17 protein-coding genes are annotated in these 17,644 nt (G+C 42.8%); 6 read left to right on the forward strand and 11 right to left on the reverse strand.

The window, feature by feature from the left end; genetic code table 11:
• Positions 1 to 16: 16 nt before the first annotated feature.
• Positions 17 to 1,213, forward strand: a complete 1,197-nt coding sequence (locus EAG18_RS18585; RefSeq protein WP_125253858.1) for a PepSY-associated TM helix domain-containing protein — start codon at positions 17 to 19, stop codon at positions 1,211 to 1,213.
• Between the two features lie 328 nt (positions 1,214 to 1,541).
• Entirely contained in the window at positions 1,542 to 2,528 is a 987-nt protein-coding gene (locus EAG18_RS18590; RefSeq protein ID WP_125253859.1) for a kelch repeat-containing protein, read from the forward strand.
• A 70-nt stretch (positions 2,529 to 2,598) separates the two neighbouring features.
• On the opposite strand, the gene uspE is transcribed toward EAG18_RS18590, so the two are convergent.
• The 10 genes from uspE to ccoN form a co-directional block, all read right to left on the reverse strand.
• Positions 2,599 to 3,522, reverse strand: a complete 924-nt coding sequence (gene uspE / locus EAG18_RS18595; RefSeq protein WP_125253860.1) for a universal stress protein UspE — start codon at positions 3,520 to 3,522, stop codon at positions 2,599 to 2,601.
• A gap of 125 nt (positions 3,523 to 3,647) precedes the next feature.
• On the reverse strand, positions 3,648 to 4,382 hold the full coding sequence (locus EAG18_RS18600) for an FNR family transcription factor (RefSeq protein WP_125253861.1): 735 nt from the start codon (positions 4,380 to 4,382) through the stop codon (positions 3,648 to 3,650).
• 182 nt (positions 4,383 to 4,564) lie between these two features.
• Positions 4,565 to 5,236 carry a sulfite exporter TauE/SafE family protein gene (locus tag EAG18_RS18605; protein ID WP_125253862.1) on the reverse strand — a complete coding sequence of 224 codons (672 nt, stop codon included), beginning with the start codon at positions 5,234 to 5,236 and terminating at the stop codon, positions 4,565 to 4,567.
• A gap of 1 nt (position 5,237) precedes the next feature.
• On the reverse strand, positions 5,238 to 5,438 hold the full coding sequence (gene ccoS, locus EAG18_RS18610) for a cbb3-type cytochrome oxidase assembly protein CcoS (protein WP_125253863.1): 201 nt from the start codon (positions 5,436 to 5,438) through the stop codon (positions 5,238 to 5,240).
• Positions 5,435 to 7,810, reverse strand: coding sequence for a heavy metal translocating P-type ATPase (locus tag EAG18_RS18615; protein WP_125253864.1), 2,376 nt, complete (start codon positions 7,808 to 7,810; stop codon positions 5,435 to 5,437). Before EAG18_RS18615 ends, ccoS begins: the two co-directional genes overlap by 4 nt.
• 6 nt (positions 7,811 to 7,816) lie before the next feature.
• Complete coding sequence (locus EAG18_RS18620; protein WP_125253865.1) at positions 7,817 to 8,308, reverse strand: FixH family protein; 492 nt, start codon at positions 8,306 to 8,308, stop codon at positions 7,817 to 7,819.
• 119 nt (positions 8,309 to 8,427) lie between these two features.
• Positions 8,428 to 9,393 (reverse strand): cytochrome-c oxidase, cbb3-type subunit III, encoded by a 966-nt coding sequence (gene ccoP / locus EAG18_RS18625; RefSeq protein ID WP_125253866.1) that lies wholly within the window; start codon positions 9,391 to 9,393, stop codon positions 8,428 to 8,430.
• Complete coding sequence (locus tag EAG18_RS18630) at positions 9,390 to 9,575, reverse strand: cbb3-type cytochrome c oxidase subunit 3 (protein WP_125253867.1); 186 nt, start codon at positions 9,573 to 9,575, stop codon at positions 9,390 to 9,392. Before EAG18_RS18630 ends, ccoP begins: the two co-directional genes overlap by 4 nt.
• A gap of 5 nt (positions 9,576 to 9,580) precedes the next feature.
• Positions 9,581 to 10,255 carry a cytochrome-c oxidase, cbb3-type subunit II gene (ccoO, locus tag EAG18_RS18635; protein WP_125253868.1) on the reverse strand — a complete coding sequence of 225 codons (675 nt, stop codon included), beginning with the start codon at positions 10,253 to 10,255 and terminating at the stop codon, positions 9,581 to 9,583.
• A 12-nt stretch (positions 10,256 to 10,267) separates the two neighbouring features.
• Positions 10,268 to 11,701 (reverse strand): cytochrome-c oxidase, cbb3-type subunit I, encoded by a 1,434-nt coding sequence (gene ccoN, locus EAG18_RS18640; protein WP_099028745.1) that lies wholly within the window; start codon positions 11,699 to 11,701, stop codon positions 10,268 to 10,270.
• 350 nt (positions 11,702 to 12,051) lie between these two features.
• Here ccoN and EAG18_RS18645 point away from each other — a divergent pair, with 350 nt between their 5' ends.
• Both EAG18_RS18645 and EAG18_RS18650 read left to right on the forward strand, forming a co-directional pair.
• Positions 12,052 to 12,441: a hypothetical protein gene (locus EAG18_RS18645; RefSeq protein ID WP_275557339.1), complete on the forward strand. Its 390-nt coding sequence runs from the start codon at positions 12,052 to 12,054 to the stop codon at positions 12,439 to 12,441.
• Positions 12,438 to 12,914, forward strand: a complete 477-nt coding sequence (locus tag EAG18_RS18650) for a transcription elongation factor GreAB (RefSeq protein ID WP_125253870.1) — start codon at positions 12,438 to 12,440, stop codon at positions 12,912 to 12,914. Before EAG18_RS18645 ends, EAG18_RS18650 begins: the two co-directional genes overlap by 4 nt.
• Positions 12,915 to 12,931: 17 nt before the next feature.
• Here EAG18_RS18650 and EAG18_RS18655 read toward each other — a convergent pair whose 3' ends face one another.
• On the reverse strand, positions 12,932 to 13,924 hold the full coding sequence (locus tag EAG18_RS18655; protein WP_125253871.1) for a helix-turn-helix domain-containing protein: 993 nt from the start codon (positions 13,922 to 13,924) through the stop codon (positions 12,932 to 12,934).
• A gap of 117 nt (positions 13,925 to 14,041) precedes the next feature.
• Between EAG18_RS18655 and EAG18_RS18660 the strand changes: the two genes are divergently transcribed.
• Both EAG18_RS18660 and EAG18_RS18665 read left to right on the forward strand, forming a co-directional pair.
• Entirely contained in the window at positions 14,042 to 15,943 is a 1,902-nt protein-coding gene (locus tag EAG18_RS18660; protein ID WP_125253872.1) for a beta-ketoacyl synthase, read from the forward strand.
• A 148-nt stretch (positions 15,944 to 16,091) separates the two neighbouring features.
• Positions 16,092 to 17,420 (forward strand): serine hydrolase, encoded by a 1,329-nt coding sequence (locus EAG18_RS18665; RefSeq protein WP_125253873.1) that lies wholly within the window; start codon positions 16,092 to 16,094, stop codon positions 17,418 to 17,420.
• The last annotated feature ends 224 nt before the right edge of the window (positions 17,421 to 17,644 follow it).

Below are 17,644 nucleotides of genomic sequence, written 5' to 3' on the forward strand. Positions count from 1 at the left end.
TCGTTGTGAGGGCTAAATGTTAGACAAAACCAAACAAAGAAAACGACTGCGGAAACTGTATGATTTGCATGCTTGGGTTGGTTTTCAGCTTGCGATGGTCATGTTTGTGATCCTCACAACCGGCACGATTGCAACGGTATCAAATGAAATTGACTGGCTTGTCTTCGATCAAATGCGAGCGACGGACAAGCCCCAAGGAAAGTCTGAGCATACTGCGACAGCTTGGCGTGCGATGTACGAGTCAATCTCAACGCAATACCCTGATGGACGTATGTTAACGTTAGGCACTATTGGAGGCGACTATTTTACATATCGAGCGCGTGTGTCGTTTGAGAGTGGTAAAGACAGATATGTACATGTCGATCAATGGACTTATGAAGTAACAGGGGATATTTCAACACTGACCGTACAACGGTTTTTTAGAGACTTCCATCGTTATATGTTTATGCCTGCTGTCCCTGGGTTACCAATCGTTACTTTTTTCGCTTTTGTCTTATTGATTTCTCTTTACACCGGTCTAAAAACCACAAAAAACTGGAAAGTAGCGCTTTGGCGTGTGCGACTAACAAAAGGGTCGAGGGTGCTATTAAGTGATTTACACAAGGTGCTAGGGTTGTGGGGACTCTGGTTTACTACCATAATTATTCTGACGAGCTTTTGGTATTTATTTGAGTTTGGTTTACGGATAGTCGATCATAGTTTGGAGCCAAGAACGCCAAAAATAGAACAAATCAAATCAGTTCAAGGGCAAGTCGCGCTCTCTGGTGAGCAGTTCGAGGCTGCTTTTAATCAAGCTCAGGGGGCTATCAACGGTTGGACTATCACCAGTGTACATTTTCCAAGAACAGAAACATCTGCACTACGCTTTCAAGGTGTAGCCAGTAACCCATTACTTCGTGATCGTGCTCATAAAGTCTATATCAACCCCGCAACATTAGCGATCGTCGAGGTCCAAGCGCCGCAAAACCTAAAACTTAGCAGTTATCTCAATGAGTATGCCGATCCACTGCACTTCGGCTATTTTGCTGGGCTGGGCTCAAAATTGGTGTGGTTTTTAATGGGGGTTGCATTGAGCGGAATGTCATTAACAGGTGTGTTGATGACATGGAAGCGGACAAAATCATCACATATCACTCGAGCACAACTCGCTACCGCTCCACTCTTTTTGCTATCCGCGTTTTACTTCGTGTTCTGGATACAGAGATATATCTAGTCATGACAGGTTACTCTTGATTTTTCCTTAATTTTGGTAGCCTGACTGGCAAGTAGAACAAGGGTTTTATTTTATTGAACCTAGAGGCTGGATTTTTCGTATAAATAGTTGTTATTTATGAATAGTTCTAAGAGTTAGTAAACGGATAGAGCGAAAAAGCAACGAGTAGTGAATTGATACTCCAGCCTTTGTTTGCCTGCATGACTTACTATATAGTTGATAACAACCCTATTTAAACGCACATGGCGAAAGTAAATGTGCACGAGAGGCTTCGGTGAGACGACTACCACTAACATTTAAGTACATATTTTGTATAGCGGCTTTGGCAATGGGGGCCACAAATGTGCATGCCCAAGAGAGCATGTCGCAGCAAACTTGGCAAACTTCGACATCTTTACCCGTAGCATTTCAGGAAATTTATCCGACCGTTTTTATCAATCGCATTTTTGTAGGTGGTGGGTTTAGTGCTTCGGAGCTGGAGACTTTTCAAGGGCTTGGTCCGTCCGATAAGGTGTATCTGTTAAATCCATCGGAGGAGATATGGAAGCGTGCTCCCTCTTTACCTGATCCGAGGCACCATATAGGGTTTGCAAGTAATATTCATTACCTCTATGCAATAGGTGGATTTAGCGGAACAAAGGGAGCAGTATGGAAACCTCAATCGACAGTATATCGCTTAGATGGTCGCCTCAGACGTTGGGTGTCAGCACCAAGTTTACCAAGTCCTTTAGCTGAATCTGTATATGCTAGCATAGGGATGAATATTCATGTTATTGGTGGCAAGACTCTTGATGATGATTCTGTTAGCAACCTTGATAGTACAGCGCACTATGTATTAAAAAACAATGCTTACTGGAGTAGAGCAAAGCCGTTGCCGAGCCCAAGAAGTTCTGCGGCCAGTGCCGTGATTGGCGATGATATTTATGTAATTGGTGGGCGGACAAGCGGGGATGAAGCTACAAATTTAAACACGGTAGAAGTTTATAACAGCACAACTGATTCTTGGAGAGCGTTGGCACCTCTACCCATAGCTGCAGCTGGTTTAGCCGCAAGCGTGATTAACGGTAAGATCTTGGTTACTGGTGGCGAAGCTCTTGATTATCAAAATGAACAGGATACTGGCAAGGTTTACAAGTCTGCATGGCTTTATGATCCAAAACTTGATGCCTGGCAATCGTTGCCGGATATGCCATTTCCACGTCATGGCCATGGTCAAGTGAGTCATAATGGCTGGGTTTATGTGATGGGAGGCGCTTCAAAACTAGGCCCCAAAGAAACGCTAAAGAGTACGGTTAAATTCAAGTTACCCGATTAGTGCACTGTCACAAAAACAACGTAAATCTGAGGAGGAGTCTAATAAGACTCCCCTTGTTATTAGAGGAATATCAATCTGCTAGCGGTGATTGATAGCCATCAGGCTTTAATGCCAATACATCACAGTCAAGACTGTCGATAACATGCTCAGCAGTATTACCTACAAGCGCTGCGCTCAAGCCGGTACGACCAACAGTACCAATAACGACAAGTTCAGCATCTTTCTCTTTGGCAACATGCGGGATCACATCTTCAGGTAGACCTTCTTTGATAATGCAGTCATGTCTGTCAATCGAGAAGGTATCTGCTAACGCAAAGGTTTCATCTTCATGGTGTTTTTTAACCGCTTCATTGTACTGCGATGGATTAAACTCGGGGATCTCAATAGCAATATTGACAGGCGTCGCAGGATAAGAGTTGACCAAACTGAGCTTCGCGTTTGCCAACCCACATAAAAATTGTGCATCAGTAATAATGCGCTTATTTAACGTTTGGTGTTGCTCATTATCACTTACAGAGTTGACTGCGGCGATAATATTGCCTTGCTCAGGCCATGCGTGATCTTTCACCAGTAGGAGCGGAGCGGGGCACTTTCGAATAAGATGCCAATCGGTAGGTGTAAAGATAACGGACTTTAAAGTGTCATGCTCGTGAGTAGATTTAATGACGAGGTCATACTCATGCTCAAGCACGGTTTTGATGATGGCTTCGTATGGACGGTTATGCCAAACTACTTTGGTTTTTATATTGACGTCGGGGAAAGCTTTGACCATATCCGCCAGCCACAGCTCTCTATCTTTGATCACGGCTTCACGCATGCTTTCACGTTCGTCTTTAGATAACATGGTTGTCATCTCGTAAGAGAAGTCGTAGATAGACATAAATGCGGTGATATCTGCACCGGTACGTTTAGCGAGGTTAATTGAACGCGCTAGGCTATTCTGACGCTCTTTGGTTGGGTCAATAACGGTGAGTATATTTTTAATTTGATCCACGACTATCTCCTTAAAACGGCAAATTAACAATCAGAGCCGCAAGCTAGTATTACCTTTGCGACTCTATTGAGTGTAACCGATCTTACTTAAGGATAAAGCCCTAACAATAATTAGTTTGTTTTAAATCAAGATGCGATTGCTGCTGTTTCAGCGAGTGCCTCAGCATCATTAATCGTAATGAACTTACCTTCAACCTTTATGATCCCTGCTTTTTGAAAACGACTGAGCAGGCGGCTGATAGTCTCAACGGTTAAACCTAAGTAATTGCCAATTTCACCACGCGTCATCGTAAAGCGAAACTCTTTGCGAGAAAAACCGCGTTCACCAAAGCGGTTGGAGAGATTAAATATAAACGTAGCTAGGCGCTCTTCCGCTGTTTTTTTGTTAAGAAGCAACAGCATTTCTTGGTCATAATTAATTTCACTACTCATTAAACGCATGATTTGCTGGCGTAACTTAGGTAATTTTCCAGCAAGTTCATCTAACGTATCAAATGGGATCTCACATACCATTGAGGTCTCTAATGCTTGTGCAAAGCTTTGATGCTGCATCTTATTGATGGCATCAAAACCAACGAGATCACCCGCTAAGTGAAACCCTGTGATTTGTTCATCACCTTGCTCTGACAGGGTATAACTTTTAAATGAACCAGAACGAACAGCAAAAATAGCATTTAGCTTACTACCAGATTCAAACAGATAGTCACCTTTATGCAAGGGCTTTTTGCGCTCGATAATTTCATCCAGCTTATCCATTTCGCTGCCATTTAATGAAAAGGGCAAGCATAGCTGGCTGATGCTGCAATTGTTACAGCTAATGGTGCATTGGCTCTTTGAGCGATTTTGATTACTTAAGTCCATAAAATTTCCATAAGTCTATGACGCACACGAAGGCACTCCAGTTACTACTCATTTTTTGAGTGGCCTGGAGTGCCGCAAACTCTCACAACACGCAAAAGATGAAACTGTTTTTAATTGGAGCTCCTACTCTCAAAAATGTCACTAGTCATCTAAAATGATGAGTTTGCTTAGATAAGGATAGGTTAATGTACTAGCTTATCAGTTGCAATAATAATTAGATAAACGCCGTACCAAATCAGTAAGTTTCCCATGATAATTCGTGTAACTAGATGATTAATAAACTTTTGTAATAGTAACGCGGATTGTCCCATGGCAATAAGCGCAGGTAGAGTGCCTGCGCCGAAAGCGAGCATAATCAATGCGCCTTCAAGTGGGCTTTTAGCTTGGAGTGTCCAAGTTAGCGCCGAATATACTAATCCACATGGTAACCATCCCCACAATACGCCATATAGAAAGGCCTTTGGCTTTGTATTGATTGGTACCAAATATTTATTTAGCTTAACTATATGCTGCCATATTAGGCTTTTCGCTAGCGATTCAAGCCACTTTAGTGTGCTGGCGAGGCGCATAATATATATGCCTACCAATATCATAAAGACACCGCTCATCAATTGCAGCACATTGGCAATCATAGTATTTTGTTTTGCTAAACTTGCACCTAGTAGCGCAACTAATGCGCCTGCTAACGCATAGCTGCTGATACGGCCGACGTTGTAAAGTATAGCAACAACTAAACTTGGCAATTGTTTACTGGCAAGCTGTAATGAGCTGGCTATTCCCCCACACATGACCAAGCAATGTCCACTACCAGCAAGCCCCATGATAAGTGCACTCAGCAGGCTAACCTCATTCATGTTAATTATCTTGGTCTGACTTATTTGTGGAGCGTTTAGCGTTATTTTCGTCCGCTTTTATTTTATCGTCGTCAAATAAAATGCTGTGGCCTTGTTTATTCAAGTCGGAAAATTGCTCACTTCTTACCGCCCAGAAGAAAATACCAATTGCAATAATGACGAATAAAATAGCGATAGGTATTAATACGTAGATAATACTCATAGTTTTAATAGCCTTAATGAATTTCCAATTACGATGATGGAGCTTGCTGACATACCGATCACCGCAATCCAAGGGGGGATCAAGCCAAGTGCCGCGAGCGGTAAGATGGAGCCGTTGTACATTAATGAAATGGTGAGGTTTTGCTTTACAATCCTTCGTGTTTGCTTCGCTACCTGCTGTAGTGCCAAAATGGCGTTTAAATCACTGTTGAGTAGTACGACATCCGCTGTGTTTTTTGAAATATCAGCGCCAGTATCCATCGCAACAGATAAATGAGCACTATTAAACACAGGGCTATCATTAATACCATCACCCACCATAGCGACCACTTCACCTTGCTCTGACCACGTATCTACTGCTTGTTGCTTAAGCTCTGGTGTACAGCCAATTTGATAACTATCGAGCGCCAGCTGAGCAGATAGCTCCTTACCTGCGTTAGAGCTATCACCTGTGAGCATGTGACATGTAAGGCCAGCTTGTTGTAGTTTCTCTACGACAGACTCCGCATTATTTTTGACCTTGTCGTTGAAATAAAAATCGGCAATGGCTTTACCATCAACAAATAATGTAGCTTGCGCAAAAGAAGCATGGTTATTAAACCAATGACTTTTACCCAAGGCTAACTCATGGCTACGCCAGCGGCCTTTAATACCTGACCCTGCAATGACTTCAACATCTTGAATTAAGTTATCTGCAGGTGTTATGTGGGCAAATGCACGTGCAATAGGGTGCTCTGAAAAACGCTCTAATGCTGCCGCAAGTTCTAGAATTTGAGATTCTGTATATTGAGTCTGTAGTATTTCAACATGTTTAATTGAAAAGCGACCATCCGTCAAAGTCCCTGTTTTGTCAAACGCCACGCGTGTGAGTTTTGTTGCAGTTTCAAGGACATGTGCTTCTTTGATTAAAATTCCTTTTTTGGTTAGCGAAGCCACAGCGCAGGTTAAAGCAGTTGGTATAGCCAAGCTTAGGGCGCAGGGGCAGGTCGCAACTAACACCGAAATTGTAACCCAAAACGCTTTATCTGGTGAAATAGGATACCAGCCAATTGCTGTTATGGATGCAAATACAAGTAGGCAGGCAACAAACCATTGAGCCACTTTGTCGGTTACTTCGACCAGTTTTGGGCGTTTTGTAAGTGCATTATGTTGTAACCGTATTATCTGGTTCAACAGGGTGTTCTGACCAATTTTATTAATTTCTAGCGTGATCACACCATCGTGATTAACAGTACCGGCATATACCTGGTGACCTTGATACTTTTTAACAGGTTGGTGTTCACCTGTCATCATAGACTCATCAACAGTGGTATTACCGCTGATGACTATGCCATCCGCTGGAATGGTCTCGCCAGCCTTGACTAGTATACGATCGTTGAGTTTAAGTTTTTTTGCTGCGATATGCTGTTCGTTGTTCTGATCATCGATTTTTCTGGCAGTCAGCGGTAGTAATTTTTGTAGGTTAGCGGTAAATTCGCTGGCTTTTAATCGAGCTCTAAACTCTAAATATTTACCCAATAATAATAAAAAGGTAAACATACAGATAGACTCAAAATATACCTCACCGACTTCCATAAATGTGGCATAGGTACTCGCGCCATAGGCACCAAAAATAGCTAAGGAAACCGGCAAATCCATATTCAGTTGTTTGGCTTTTAGCCCTTTAACGGCATTGGTTAAAAATGGCATTGCTGAATATAAAATAACCGGGGAGGCAAGGATCAGGCTTATCCAGCGGAAGTATTGCTCAAAATCTTCTTCCATTCCTGAAAACATGCCAAAATACATGGCAAATGCAAACATCATGACTTGCATGGTCATCAAACCCGCAACACCTAGCCGACGGATATATGCTTTTGCTACAGCTTGTTTTTGGGCGGCTTCTTCATCGGCTTGAAAGGGGTAAGCTTTATAACCAATTTCCATTAAGGATTTTATGATGTCACTGAGCTTAACTTTTTTGTCTTGCCACACTATCATCGCGCGATGAGTTGAGGTGTTGACATCGACACGAATGATCCCCCCAAGAGCCAATAGTTGTTTTTCTATTAGCCAAGCACAGGCGGCGCAGCTTATGCCTTCAACACTCAATAACACCTCTTTGGTGTCGCCGCTCGTCTCTACGAAATCTTCTTGTATCTCGTCATTATCGTAGCTGAGCAGCATTTTTAGCTGCTCGGGGATCAGCTCTTCGACTTTTCCCGCACTTTCAGTTCGGTAAGTGTAATAATCGCTCATCCCTTGAGAAATAATAGTTTCTGCAACGGCCTGGCAGCCGATACAACACACAGGTTGAGTATTACCCTCAAAGGTAACTGAGCCTACAAATCCCTTGGGAATAGGCTCTAAACAATGAAAACACGAGTTGGCCATGGCAGTTTACTTATACTGAGGAGTAATTGCGATGATGCCATTGTGTGGAAGTTGGATCTTTTCTTTCATTTTCCAACTATTATCCATAGGCTCTATAAATACAGTAAATGCACCTTCATGGGGTTCATCAAATAAACCGGTGAACGCTCCGCTGGCATTTTTAGTAAGGGTGACGTCGAAATCGTATTTTTCTATGGTGCGGTGATAAAAAGAGAGTTTTAGTGCGTGAACTTTTGAAGCGTCGCCTTTGGTGAATTTAAACGTTACTTTTTGTTCTGCAACTTGCAGATCACCATGTAAGTAGAGTGCTTTGGCTTTATCAAACTTACTGAGTTCGAGATTGATCGCTTTACCTTTTTTGTAGTAATCATCAACGACCATATCGGGGCCATTACCGACGGCAAATGTGATGAGAAAAACACAGGCAACGACAGTGACAAGTGGGAAAAACATTAAAAACCAAGGCCAAAAATTCTTATACCAAGGGGTAGGGTTCATAGTTGCTCACATGGCTATAAAACTTGCGGATATTCTACCGTAAGTTACGGTAAATACCTAAAAAAAAGCCTCCAAATAGGAGGCTTTTTTGATCTCAAATAAAGTTCTAAACGGGCTGTTTACTTGTCTTGTGACAGGCTGTAAACATACGCCGTTAACAGGTGAACTTTATCTTCACCTAAGATGTCTTTCCAAGCTGGCATTACACCGGCACGGCCATGACGAAGTGTATCTTCAACTGCACGTTGAGAACCACCATAAAGCCAAATATTATCGGTTAGGTTTGGTGCTCCGAATGGTAGATTATGGGCAACAGAACCTTTACCATCCATACCGTGACATGCTGCACACATCGCAAATTTAGCTTTACCTGCATCCGCATCTTTTTGGTTAACAGTACGTCCAGACAGACTGAGTACATAAGCCGTCATTTCTTTAATACCTTGATCACCAAGTGCATCTTGCCAACCAGGCATTGCGGCAACACGACCGTGAAGTAATGTCGCTTTAATTGCGTCTGGTGTTCCGCCGTATAACCAATCTTTGTCAGTTAGGTTTGGAAAGCCTGTACCGCCACGAGCGTCAGAACCGTGACATTGTGCACAGTTTTGTGCAAATAGACGTTGACCGATCTCAAGTGCTTCTTCGTTTTCAGCTAATGCTAAAACATCTTGCTTAGCAAATTCTTGGAAGATAGGGCCAAAACGGTCTTCTGCTGCTTTCACTTCTTGGTCAAGCTGAACCCACTCGCCATTGGCTTTAGCTTCAGCGATCGCGTTTTTGGACTCTTCCAAAGTAGTAATACCTTGGTTTGAACTCGTCCAGTTCAAAAAGCCCTTAAAATTACCAAGACCTGGATAGGCTGCAAGATAATAAACAGACCAAACAAAAGTTGCGAAGAACATGTATGTCCACCACTTAGGTAGTGGGTTGTTTAGTTCCTCAATTCCGTCAAACTCATGACCACAGCTCTCGCCTTCTTTGACGCCTACATAGTTTTTTAGGTTCCAAAGCAGCAAGCCGAAAATCAGAGCTAGACATGCAAGGGTTAGTACGATAACCCAAATACTCCAAAAGCTAGTCATTTTTCAGACTCCTTTTCCTCGTTAGAGATAGTGCTATTGTGTTTTTTCTCATCTTCAAAAATGGCATTAGCTGCGTCGTCGAAACGGCGCTTAGAACGCTTGCTATATGCCCACACAACAATCACTAAAAACAGTACCAAAATTACCAGAGTCAAAATGCCTCTGTATGTGCCGTAATCCATAACAATTACTTCAAATGTGTGCCAAGTTGCTGTAAGTAAGCGATTAGTGCTTGCATTTCTGTTGCACCTTCGCCACCGTTCATCGCGTGGATTTCATCAACTTGCGCTTGTAGTTCAGCATCATCACCGTAGCCTTTGCCATTGTAGCGGTCTGACGACTTGTCAATACCAAAAGCATCACGGAACACTTGTAATTTTTTCAGAGTATAAGTGGTATCTACCTTAGTAGTATCAAGCCAAGGGTAGCCAGGCATATTTGACTCAGGTACTACAGAGCGAGGATCCATTAGGTGCGCATAATGCCAATCGTCTGAATAACGTTGACCAACGCGAGCAAGGTCTGGACCTGTGCGCTTGGAGCCCCACTGGAATGGGTGATCCCATACCGACTCACCTGCTACAGAGTAGTGACCATAACGCTCTACTTCATCACGGAATGGACGAACCATTTGTGAGTGACAGTTATAACAACCTTCACGAACGTATATGTCACGACCTTCCATTTCAAGCGCAGTCAGTGGGCGTAGACCCTCTACCGGCTGAGTGGTATCTTTTTGGAACATTAGGGGAGTGATTTCAACTAATGCACCAAAGCTAATCGCGAATACCGTTAAGATAGCCATTAGGCCAACGTTCTTTTCGACGATTTCGTGTTTGTTTGTTGAGTTATTGTTGCTCATACTCGACACCCCTTAAGCCACTTGCGGGTTTGCATCAGTGGCTAATTGACCACTTTTTGCAGTAACCGTACGGAATACGTTGTAAGCCATTACTAGCATACCAACCACGATGAATACACCGCCTAGGAATCGCATAATATAGAAAGGCTTAGAAGCTTCTAGTGACTGAACAAAGCTGTACATTAATGTACCGTCAGCATTAACTGCACGCCACATTAGACCTTGCATAACACCAGAGATCCACATTGCAACGATGTAAAGTACAACACCTACTGTGTGCAGCCAGAAGTGCGTATTAACTAGCTTGATGCTGTACATATTACCGTGACCAAATAGCGCAGGGATTAAGTGGTAAATTGCACCGATAGAAATCATAGCAACCCAACCAAGTGCACCTGAGTGTACGTGACCAACAGTCCAGTCAGTATAGTGAGAAAGTGCATTTACTGACTTGATAGCCATCATCGGACCTTCGAACGTAGACATACCGTAGAAAGATAGAGATACAACTAGGAAGCGCAGCACTGGGTCAGTACGTAGTTTGTGCCAAGCGCCAGATAGCGTCATGATACCGTTGATCATACCACCCCAAGAAGGAACGAATAAGATAACTGACATCACCATACCTAAAGACTGAGTCCAGTCAGGTAGCGCAGTGTAGTGTAAGTGGTGAGGACCTGCCCAAATATAAAGAGAAACAAGCGCCCAGAAGTGAACAACTGATAAACGGTATGAGTATACCGGACGACCAGCTTGTTTTGGTACGAAGTAGTACATCATACCAAGGAAGCCCGCAGTTAATAAGAAACCTACTGCGTTGTGGCCATACCACCATTGAACCATTGCATCTACAGCACCTGCGTAGATTGAATATGATTTAGTTAAAGATACAGGGATAGCCATGCTGTTTACAATGTGAAGCACTGCAACAGTAATGATGAAGCCAGCATAGAACCAGTTTGCTACATAGATGTGTGACACTTTACGCTTGATAAGAGTACCAAAGAATACTACAGCATAAGTAACCCATACTACTGCAATTGCGATATCAATTGGCCACTCTAGTTCAGCATATTCTTTAGAAGAAGTAATACCTAGAGGAAGCGTGATAGCCGCAGCTACGATAATGGCTTGCCAACCCCAAAAGGTAAATGCGGCAAGTTTGTCAGAGAACAGGCGCGTTTGACACGTGCGCTGAACAACATAGTAAGAGGTTGCAAATAGTGCACTTGTACCAAATGCAAAGATTACTGCGTTCGTGTGTAACGGACGAAGTCTAGAGTAAGTTAACCATGGAATGTCGAAGTTTAACGCAGGCCACGCAAGTTGCGCTGCGATAAATACACCTACACCCATGCCAACAATGCCCCAAATCACTGTCATGATAGCGAATTGGCGTACAACTTTATAATTGTACTCAGTTTGTGATGCTACTGTTTGGCTCATTTTCTGGATTCCGCTGCAATTTATTGCGATTAGAAATGAATTACCTGAATTACAGGCCCTAGTTATATTTCCTCAAGCCCGTCATGTTTTAACTCAAAATATGAGTGAAAACCTAACCAGCCCGAGAAACCTTTATTTTTGCGAGGAAATGATAATTTTTTTGCTTATGAAAAGATACCTAAAACGCCTAAAATTATGACATCAATCAAGTTTTCAAACGCTTTTTGTTCGCTTCTTAAGCAACCTAGCAATTCCCCCGAAACTTGCGTACACTGCGCAGGATTCAGAAGTGACGGTAAACCCCTATGGTTGTAAAGCAATTAACAATAGGATTGCTAGGTATTTTCCTCGTGGCCTGTTCAGACCCAAATATCATTATACATGAAAGTTCAGAAAAAAGTGAAAGTTCAGTAACAAGAAATGTCTGTAAATTTTCATCACCATGTAACTTAACACCTCAGGTCTCTATTTATCTGGGCTCTGGGCAGGTAGAACCTGAAACCGAATTTACCATAGGACTCAAAAGTGCGACTAAAGTAGTGGTGCATTCAGCTTGGTTGGAAGGTGAAAACATGAATATGGGCAGAATTCCAGTCTTCTTCGACGCAGACACACTAGAGGCAACGACAATGGTTGGTATGTGTACGGATAAATCGATGCGTTGGATGTTACGTTTGGAGTTGAGTTTGGACGGAGAACGGCTTTTTGCATCTCATGTTATTGCGGTTAACTATCGATGATTAAAACGGTTTTTATTGAGTATTTAAAATTTGCACTGGAACAAAAGTTGATAGAAGCGACTGCTGCTGCAAACAGTGCTCGTGCAGATGCGACTCATGAACAAAGCGCTGCTGAAACCCAATATGACTCACTCAGCATTGAGTATGGTTATTTGGCTGAAGGGCAAAGCGAGCGCGTTGATGCAATGTATTTGGCAAAGCAACAGATCCTCAATCAGGTGAGTAATCCAGTTAGTAACACGATTACCTATAATGCGTTAGTTGCAATAGATGATGAACAAGGTGACCGCCATTGGTTTTATTTTGCACCAAGTGAAGGTGGTCTAAAAATTCAATATAAAGAGACCCCTGTACTTGTAATCACGTTTGACGCACCACTTGCAAAGCGCTTGCAAGGGCTTACCATCGATGATGATATTTCGTTTTTATTCAATGGTCAGGAACAAACTTTAACGGTGTCGCAAATTCTCTAGAGATTGCTTACAGCTATTTATGAGAACAGCTTTTTGCGTACTACGTCACGATACGTTGAAGGAGACTTGCCGATCAGCTGGCGAAACACACGACTCAATTGACCTTGAGAGTTGAACCCACAGGTCAGGGCAATATCCTGTATGGATAGATTGCTACTTGCCAGTAGCTCTTTACACATTTCAACCCTTACTTGCTGTAAGTAGCCGATCGCTGTTTGACCCGTAGCTTGTTTAAAACGGCGATTGAAGGTGCGATAACTCATATCAAACTGACTTGCTACAGCTGGTAAAGTGATCTCATCAGCGGCATTGTTCTTGAGCCAAAATTGGATTGCGGCGATCTGTTCGTCAGCATGACGGTCAACCGCACCTTCTAAATAGCGCTGCTCTTCATATGGTTTTCGGATCTCGTGAGAAAAGTTTTGCTGTACATGATGTGCTGCATCTGTGCCGTATAACAGTTCTATAAGATGAACTATAACGTCTGCCAGCGCATTGAGACTGGCGATGGTGTAAATCCGCTCGGATTGCGTGATAAAGTAATCTGGTTTTAATTCGACATTAGGATAAAGCTGCGAGAATTGCTTGGCAAAATGCCAATGGGTTGTGGCTGAATGGCCGTTTAACAACCCTGAGCTGGCTAAAAAACACACCCCTGTACCAACACCAATTAAGGTGCTGCCTGCTTCCCACGCATCTGCGAGAGATGCGCTCAATTCTTGATTCTGTTTTACTATAGGTCGTGGATTACGCCAAATACTCGGTACGATAATATAGTCATACAAGGGTAATGCGCTAAAATCGCTTTGTGCTTCTAATGTGATGTATTCATCCGCTTTTATTGCCTCACCRTGACTACTACAAAGCACAATGTCTAAAGGGGTATAAGCGTCTTTTAGATGTACTTTCGCAAAGGCTTGTCCTGCTTTTAGCATCTCCAATGGTAAAGTAACACTCGTAATGAGCATATGTCGATAAAGAACAATGGCGATTTTTGTACAAGGCTTCATCTGCTCCGACCTCTTTAAGTTGGCGAAAATTGATTTATATATGGCGTATTTTGATAAGAGCTATGTGAAAATGCAATTAAAATCACAGCATTATCTTAGTTCAGAAGTAGAAATAACATGACAGCATTGCCAATTATTGTAGGAATGGGGGGGATTAACGCCGCTGGGCGCACCTCTTTCCATCAAGGCTTTAAACGGATTGTACTTGACAAATTAGRGGCCAAAGACAGACAAGAAACATACTTAGGTCTTGCAAGCTTGATGAACTTAGTCCGTTTTATTGATGGTCAACTTGTAGATAACGACAACCAAGTAATAAGAGAATCTGAAGTTGAATCGCGTTTTGGTGAGCAGATCTTAGCGGGTACGTTAATTCGTAAGATCGAAAAAAACCACTTTGATGTTGATGCTACTCCTTGGCAGCAGAAACTGACAATGAAAACGAATAACGACAGTAAAATTGTATTTAACTGTCGCAAACGCGATTTACCTAATCCCACACCTGAGAGTTGGCAAATACTCGAACTCGATCCGAAAACAGTCGAAGTCACCATTACGGATCAAGTTGAAGTAAAACATGACAGCTACAGAGATAACCCGATTAAAGCTGCTGGACAATTACCAACAGGGTTTGATCCCGCGTTGATGTATAACAGTCGCTATCAGCCCAGAGGTTTGCAGGCTACGATTTTTGCCGCTACGGATGCTATCCGCTCAACTGGTCTAGAGTGGGAAAATGTGATGAACAGTGTACACCCTGATCAAATAGGTACATATTCAGCGTCTATTGCAGGGCAAATGCACGATGAAGGGCTAGGGGGACTAGTTCGTAGCCGTTTACGTGGTGATAGGGTAAGCACCAAACAGCTAGCGCTCGGACTCAACACGATGTCCACTGATTTTATCAATGCGTATGTGACAGGAAGCGTTGGCACTACATTTACAACAACAGGCGCATGCGCAACCTTCCTATATAATTTACGCGCCGCGGTTAACGATATACAAGCAGGTCGGACTCGCGTAGCAATCGTTGCAAGTGTTGAATGTGCCATTACTCCTGAAATTATAGAGGGGTTTGGGAATATGGGAGCGCTGGCGAACGAAGAGGGGTTACGTAAACTTGATGGCACTGATGAAGTAAACTATCGCAAAACAAGCCGTCCTTTTGGCGAAAATTGCGGCTTCACTATCGGAGAAGGTGCTCAAGTGGCTATCTTAATGGATGATGCTTTAGCACTGGAATTAGGTGCCCATATTATGGGATCTGTAGCAGATGTGTTTGTTAATGCTGATGGGGTAAAGAAATCGATAACCGCCCCAGGTCCTGGCAACTATATTACTATGGCTAAATCAGTTGCACTTGCTCAACAAATTGCCGGTTCAGAGGCGTTAGCAAAACGTAGCTTTATTCTTGCCCATGGCTCAAGTACACCACAAAATCGTGTTACAGAGTCACTGATATATCATAAATTAGCACAAACGTTTTCGATCAATGGCTGGAAAGTCGCGGCGCCAAAAGCGTATGTTGGTCACACCATTGCGCCAGCTTCTGGCGATCAATTAGCAATGGCACTGGGGGTGTTTGAATACAATATCATGCCAGGGATAACAACCATTAGCGGTGTTGCTGATGATGTATATGACGAGCATTTAGATATTCGTACCGAGCACTATCATTGCGACCCTATGGATATAGCGTTTATAAATTCAAAAGGGTTTGGTGGAAATAACGCCACTGCGACTATGTTTTCTCCTACACTCACCAAAAAGCTGATAAGTAAGCGTTATAATCAAGAACAACTTACTGAATATGAGCAAAAATTAGGGCAAACATCACAGCGGCAGGTTGCGTATCAATACGCCGCAGATCATGGTCAATTTGAGATTATTTATCGCTTTGGCGAGGGGATGATTGATGAATCTGCACTGGTGATAAGCGAACATGAACTGTCTATTCCAGGGTTTACACAAAGCATTCAATTGTGCTCACATAACCCCTATGCAGATTTGACTGAATAAATAAGACAAGAAAGATTAATGTTAAGCAAGCAAGGCGTACAGGATGTACGCCTTTTTTCGTCACAGAAATAAAGTTTGCTGAAGTGAGAGGCTGAGATTAAAGTTATAGCAATTGATGTTAATACACTTCCCCGAAAGGAATATCAGCATGCGAAAAATCAAAGGTAGCACTTTATTCTTGCCGCTACTGGGCACTTTACTTCTTATCTCCAGTAGTTACTCGGCTCACAGCAAACCGACATTGACAGCAGAGCAGTCTGATCCCAAGACTATGGCGTGGATGCAAGGTTTCCCGCCCAAACCAGATAAGCGGATAACGCAACCCGATAGTAACTTTTTTAGTTTTCCTAAATTGCGGTGGTCTGTGTGCAATATGAGAGCGCTCTTGCCAACAGAAAGCATAAAGCGTCAGATTGCTGGTTATCGGCCACTAGAGTTTGATTTACTAGCAGGTATTGACGATGTGACATTTTTACCATCAGGAAGTGACAAGGAGCTTACTTGGGAACAAAGCCTGAAAGCAAATTATACTGATGGCATCATAATTTTGCATCAAGGCAAAGTTGTCTATGAACGATACTTTGGCTGCTTAGATCAAACTCAAAATCATGCTGTTATGTCTATGACAAAGTCGGTGACAGGCCTTATTGCTGAAATGCTTATTGCAAGGGGAAAGCTAGATGAAAACCTTATGGTATCCAGTATTATTCCTGAATTAAAAAATTCAGCTTTTGGCGGCGCAACCGTGCGCCAGGTGATGGATATGACAACTGCACTAGAATATAGTGAAAACTATGCAGATCCAAAAGCGGATATATGGCAGTACGCATTTGCAGCAAACCCACTGCCAAAACCAAAAGGATATGAGGGGCCGCAAGGTTATTTTGAATACCTGCAAACGATTAAAGCAAGCGGTGAACATGGTGAATCGTTTGGGTACAAAACAGTAAATAGTGATGTACTAGGGTGGATTATTTCTCGTGTAACTGGGAAAAAGTACAACGAGGTGGTATCTGAGCTCTTGTGGCAACCCCTAGGCATGCAGCAAGATGCAGACGTTACTGTTGATGGTCTCGGCACTCCTTTTGCTGGAGGCGGGATAAGTGCTAGCTTACGTGATATGGCAAGACTTGGCCTTACGATGTTAAATCAGGGGAAAGTAGCAGGTATACAAGTTATTGACAAAGCTGCTGTCGGTAGCATTGTTGCAGGTGGGTCTACCCAAGCTTTTGAGAAAGCGGGATTTGCCACTTTGCCAAATGGCAGCTATCGGAGTATGTGGTGGCACTTTCATAACCAATATGGCGCGTATGCTGCGCGTGGCGTACATGGGCAAACAATTTATATTGCACCAAAAGCTGAAATGGTTATTGTGCGCTTCGCATCACACCCAAGTGCAGGTAATAGCGTCATTGACCCGACTTCATTGCCTGCATACGCTGCAGTAGCGGAGTATTTGATGTCTAAAAATCAATGAGTGCTTAATACCAATTTGACTTAATACTTGCTCAATTTGAAGGAGTAAATCTGACGCTAACAGCGTAAAAAATTTCTTATTTAGAACAACTAAATAAGAAATTTTTGCCTTGCCTACACGGATGTAGGTACCTTGGAGATAGCAGGACGCGGTAGCGGAGTTATCGACAAGATTTTCTCGCCTCAAAATAGACCACTTAATTAAGAAAATTGGTATAACAAATC

Origin of the sequence: Pseudoalteromonas sp. J010, from assembly GCF_003934235.1 — a bacterium.
Taxonomy (GTDB): domain Bacteria; phylum Pseudomonadota; class Gammaproteobacteria; order Enterobacterales; family Alteromonadaceae; genus Pseudoalteromonas; species Pseudoalteromonas peptidolytica.

Bases quoted from the DNA above. Each gene is read 5' to 3' on its own strand.
- EAG18_RS18585 (WP_125253858.1), top strand. From the start codon at position 17: ATGTTAGACAAAACCAAACAAAGAAAACGACTGCGGAAACTGTATGAT.
- EAG18_RS18590 (WP_125253859.1), top strand. From the start codon at position 1,542: ATGGGGGCCACAAATGTGCATGCCCAAGAGAGCATGTCGCAGCAAACT.
- EAG18_RS18600 (WP_125253861.1), bottom strand. From the start codon at position 4,382: ATGGACTTAAGTAATCAAAATCGCTCAAAGAGCCAATGCACCATTAGC.
- EAG18_RS18605 (WP_125253862.1), bottom strand. From the start codon at position 5,236: ATGAATGAGGTTAGCCTGCTGAGTGCACTTATCATGGGGCTTGCTGGT.
- ccoS (WP_125253863.1), bottom strand. From the start codon at position 5,438: ATGAGTATTATCTACGTATTAATACCTATCGCTATTTTATTCGTCATT.
- EAG18_RS18615 (WP_125253864.1), bottom strand. From the start codon at position 7,810: ATGGCCAACTCGTGTTTTCATTGTTTAGAGCCTATTCCCAAGGGATTT.
- EAG18_RS18620 (WP_125253865.1), bottom strand. From the start codon at position 8,308: ATGAACCCTACCCCTTGGTATAAGAATTTTTGGCCTTGGTTTTTAATG.
- ccoP (WP_125253866.1), bottom strand. From the start codon at position 9,393: ATGACTAGCTTTTGGAGTATTTGGGTTATCGTACTAACCCTTGCATGT.
- EAG18_RS18630 (WP_125253867.1), bottom strand. From the start codon at position 9,575: ATGGATTACGGCACATACAGAGGCATTTTGACTCTGGTAATTTTGGTA.
- ccoO (WP_125253868.1), bottom strand. From the start codon at position 10,255: ATGAGCAACAATAACTCAACAAACAAACACGAAATCGTCGAAAAGAAC.
- ccoN (WP_099028745.1), bottom strand. From the start codon at position 11,701: ATGAGCCAAACAGTAGCATCACAAACTGAGTACAATTATAAAGTTGTA.
- EAG18_RS18650 (WP_125253870.1), top strand. From the start codon at position 12,438: ATGATTAAAACGGTTTTTATTGAGTATTTAAAATTTGCACTGGAACAA.
- EAG18_RS18665 (WP_125253873.1), top strand. From the start codon at position 16,092: ATGCGAAAAATCAAAGGTAGCACTTTATTCTTGCCGCTACTGGGCACT.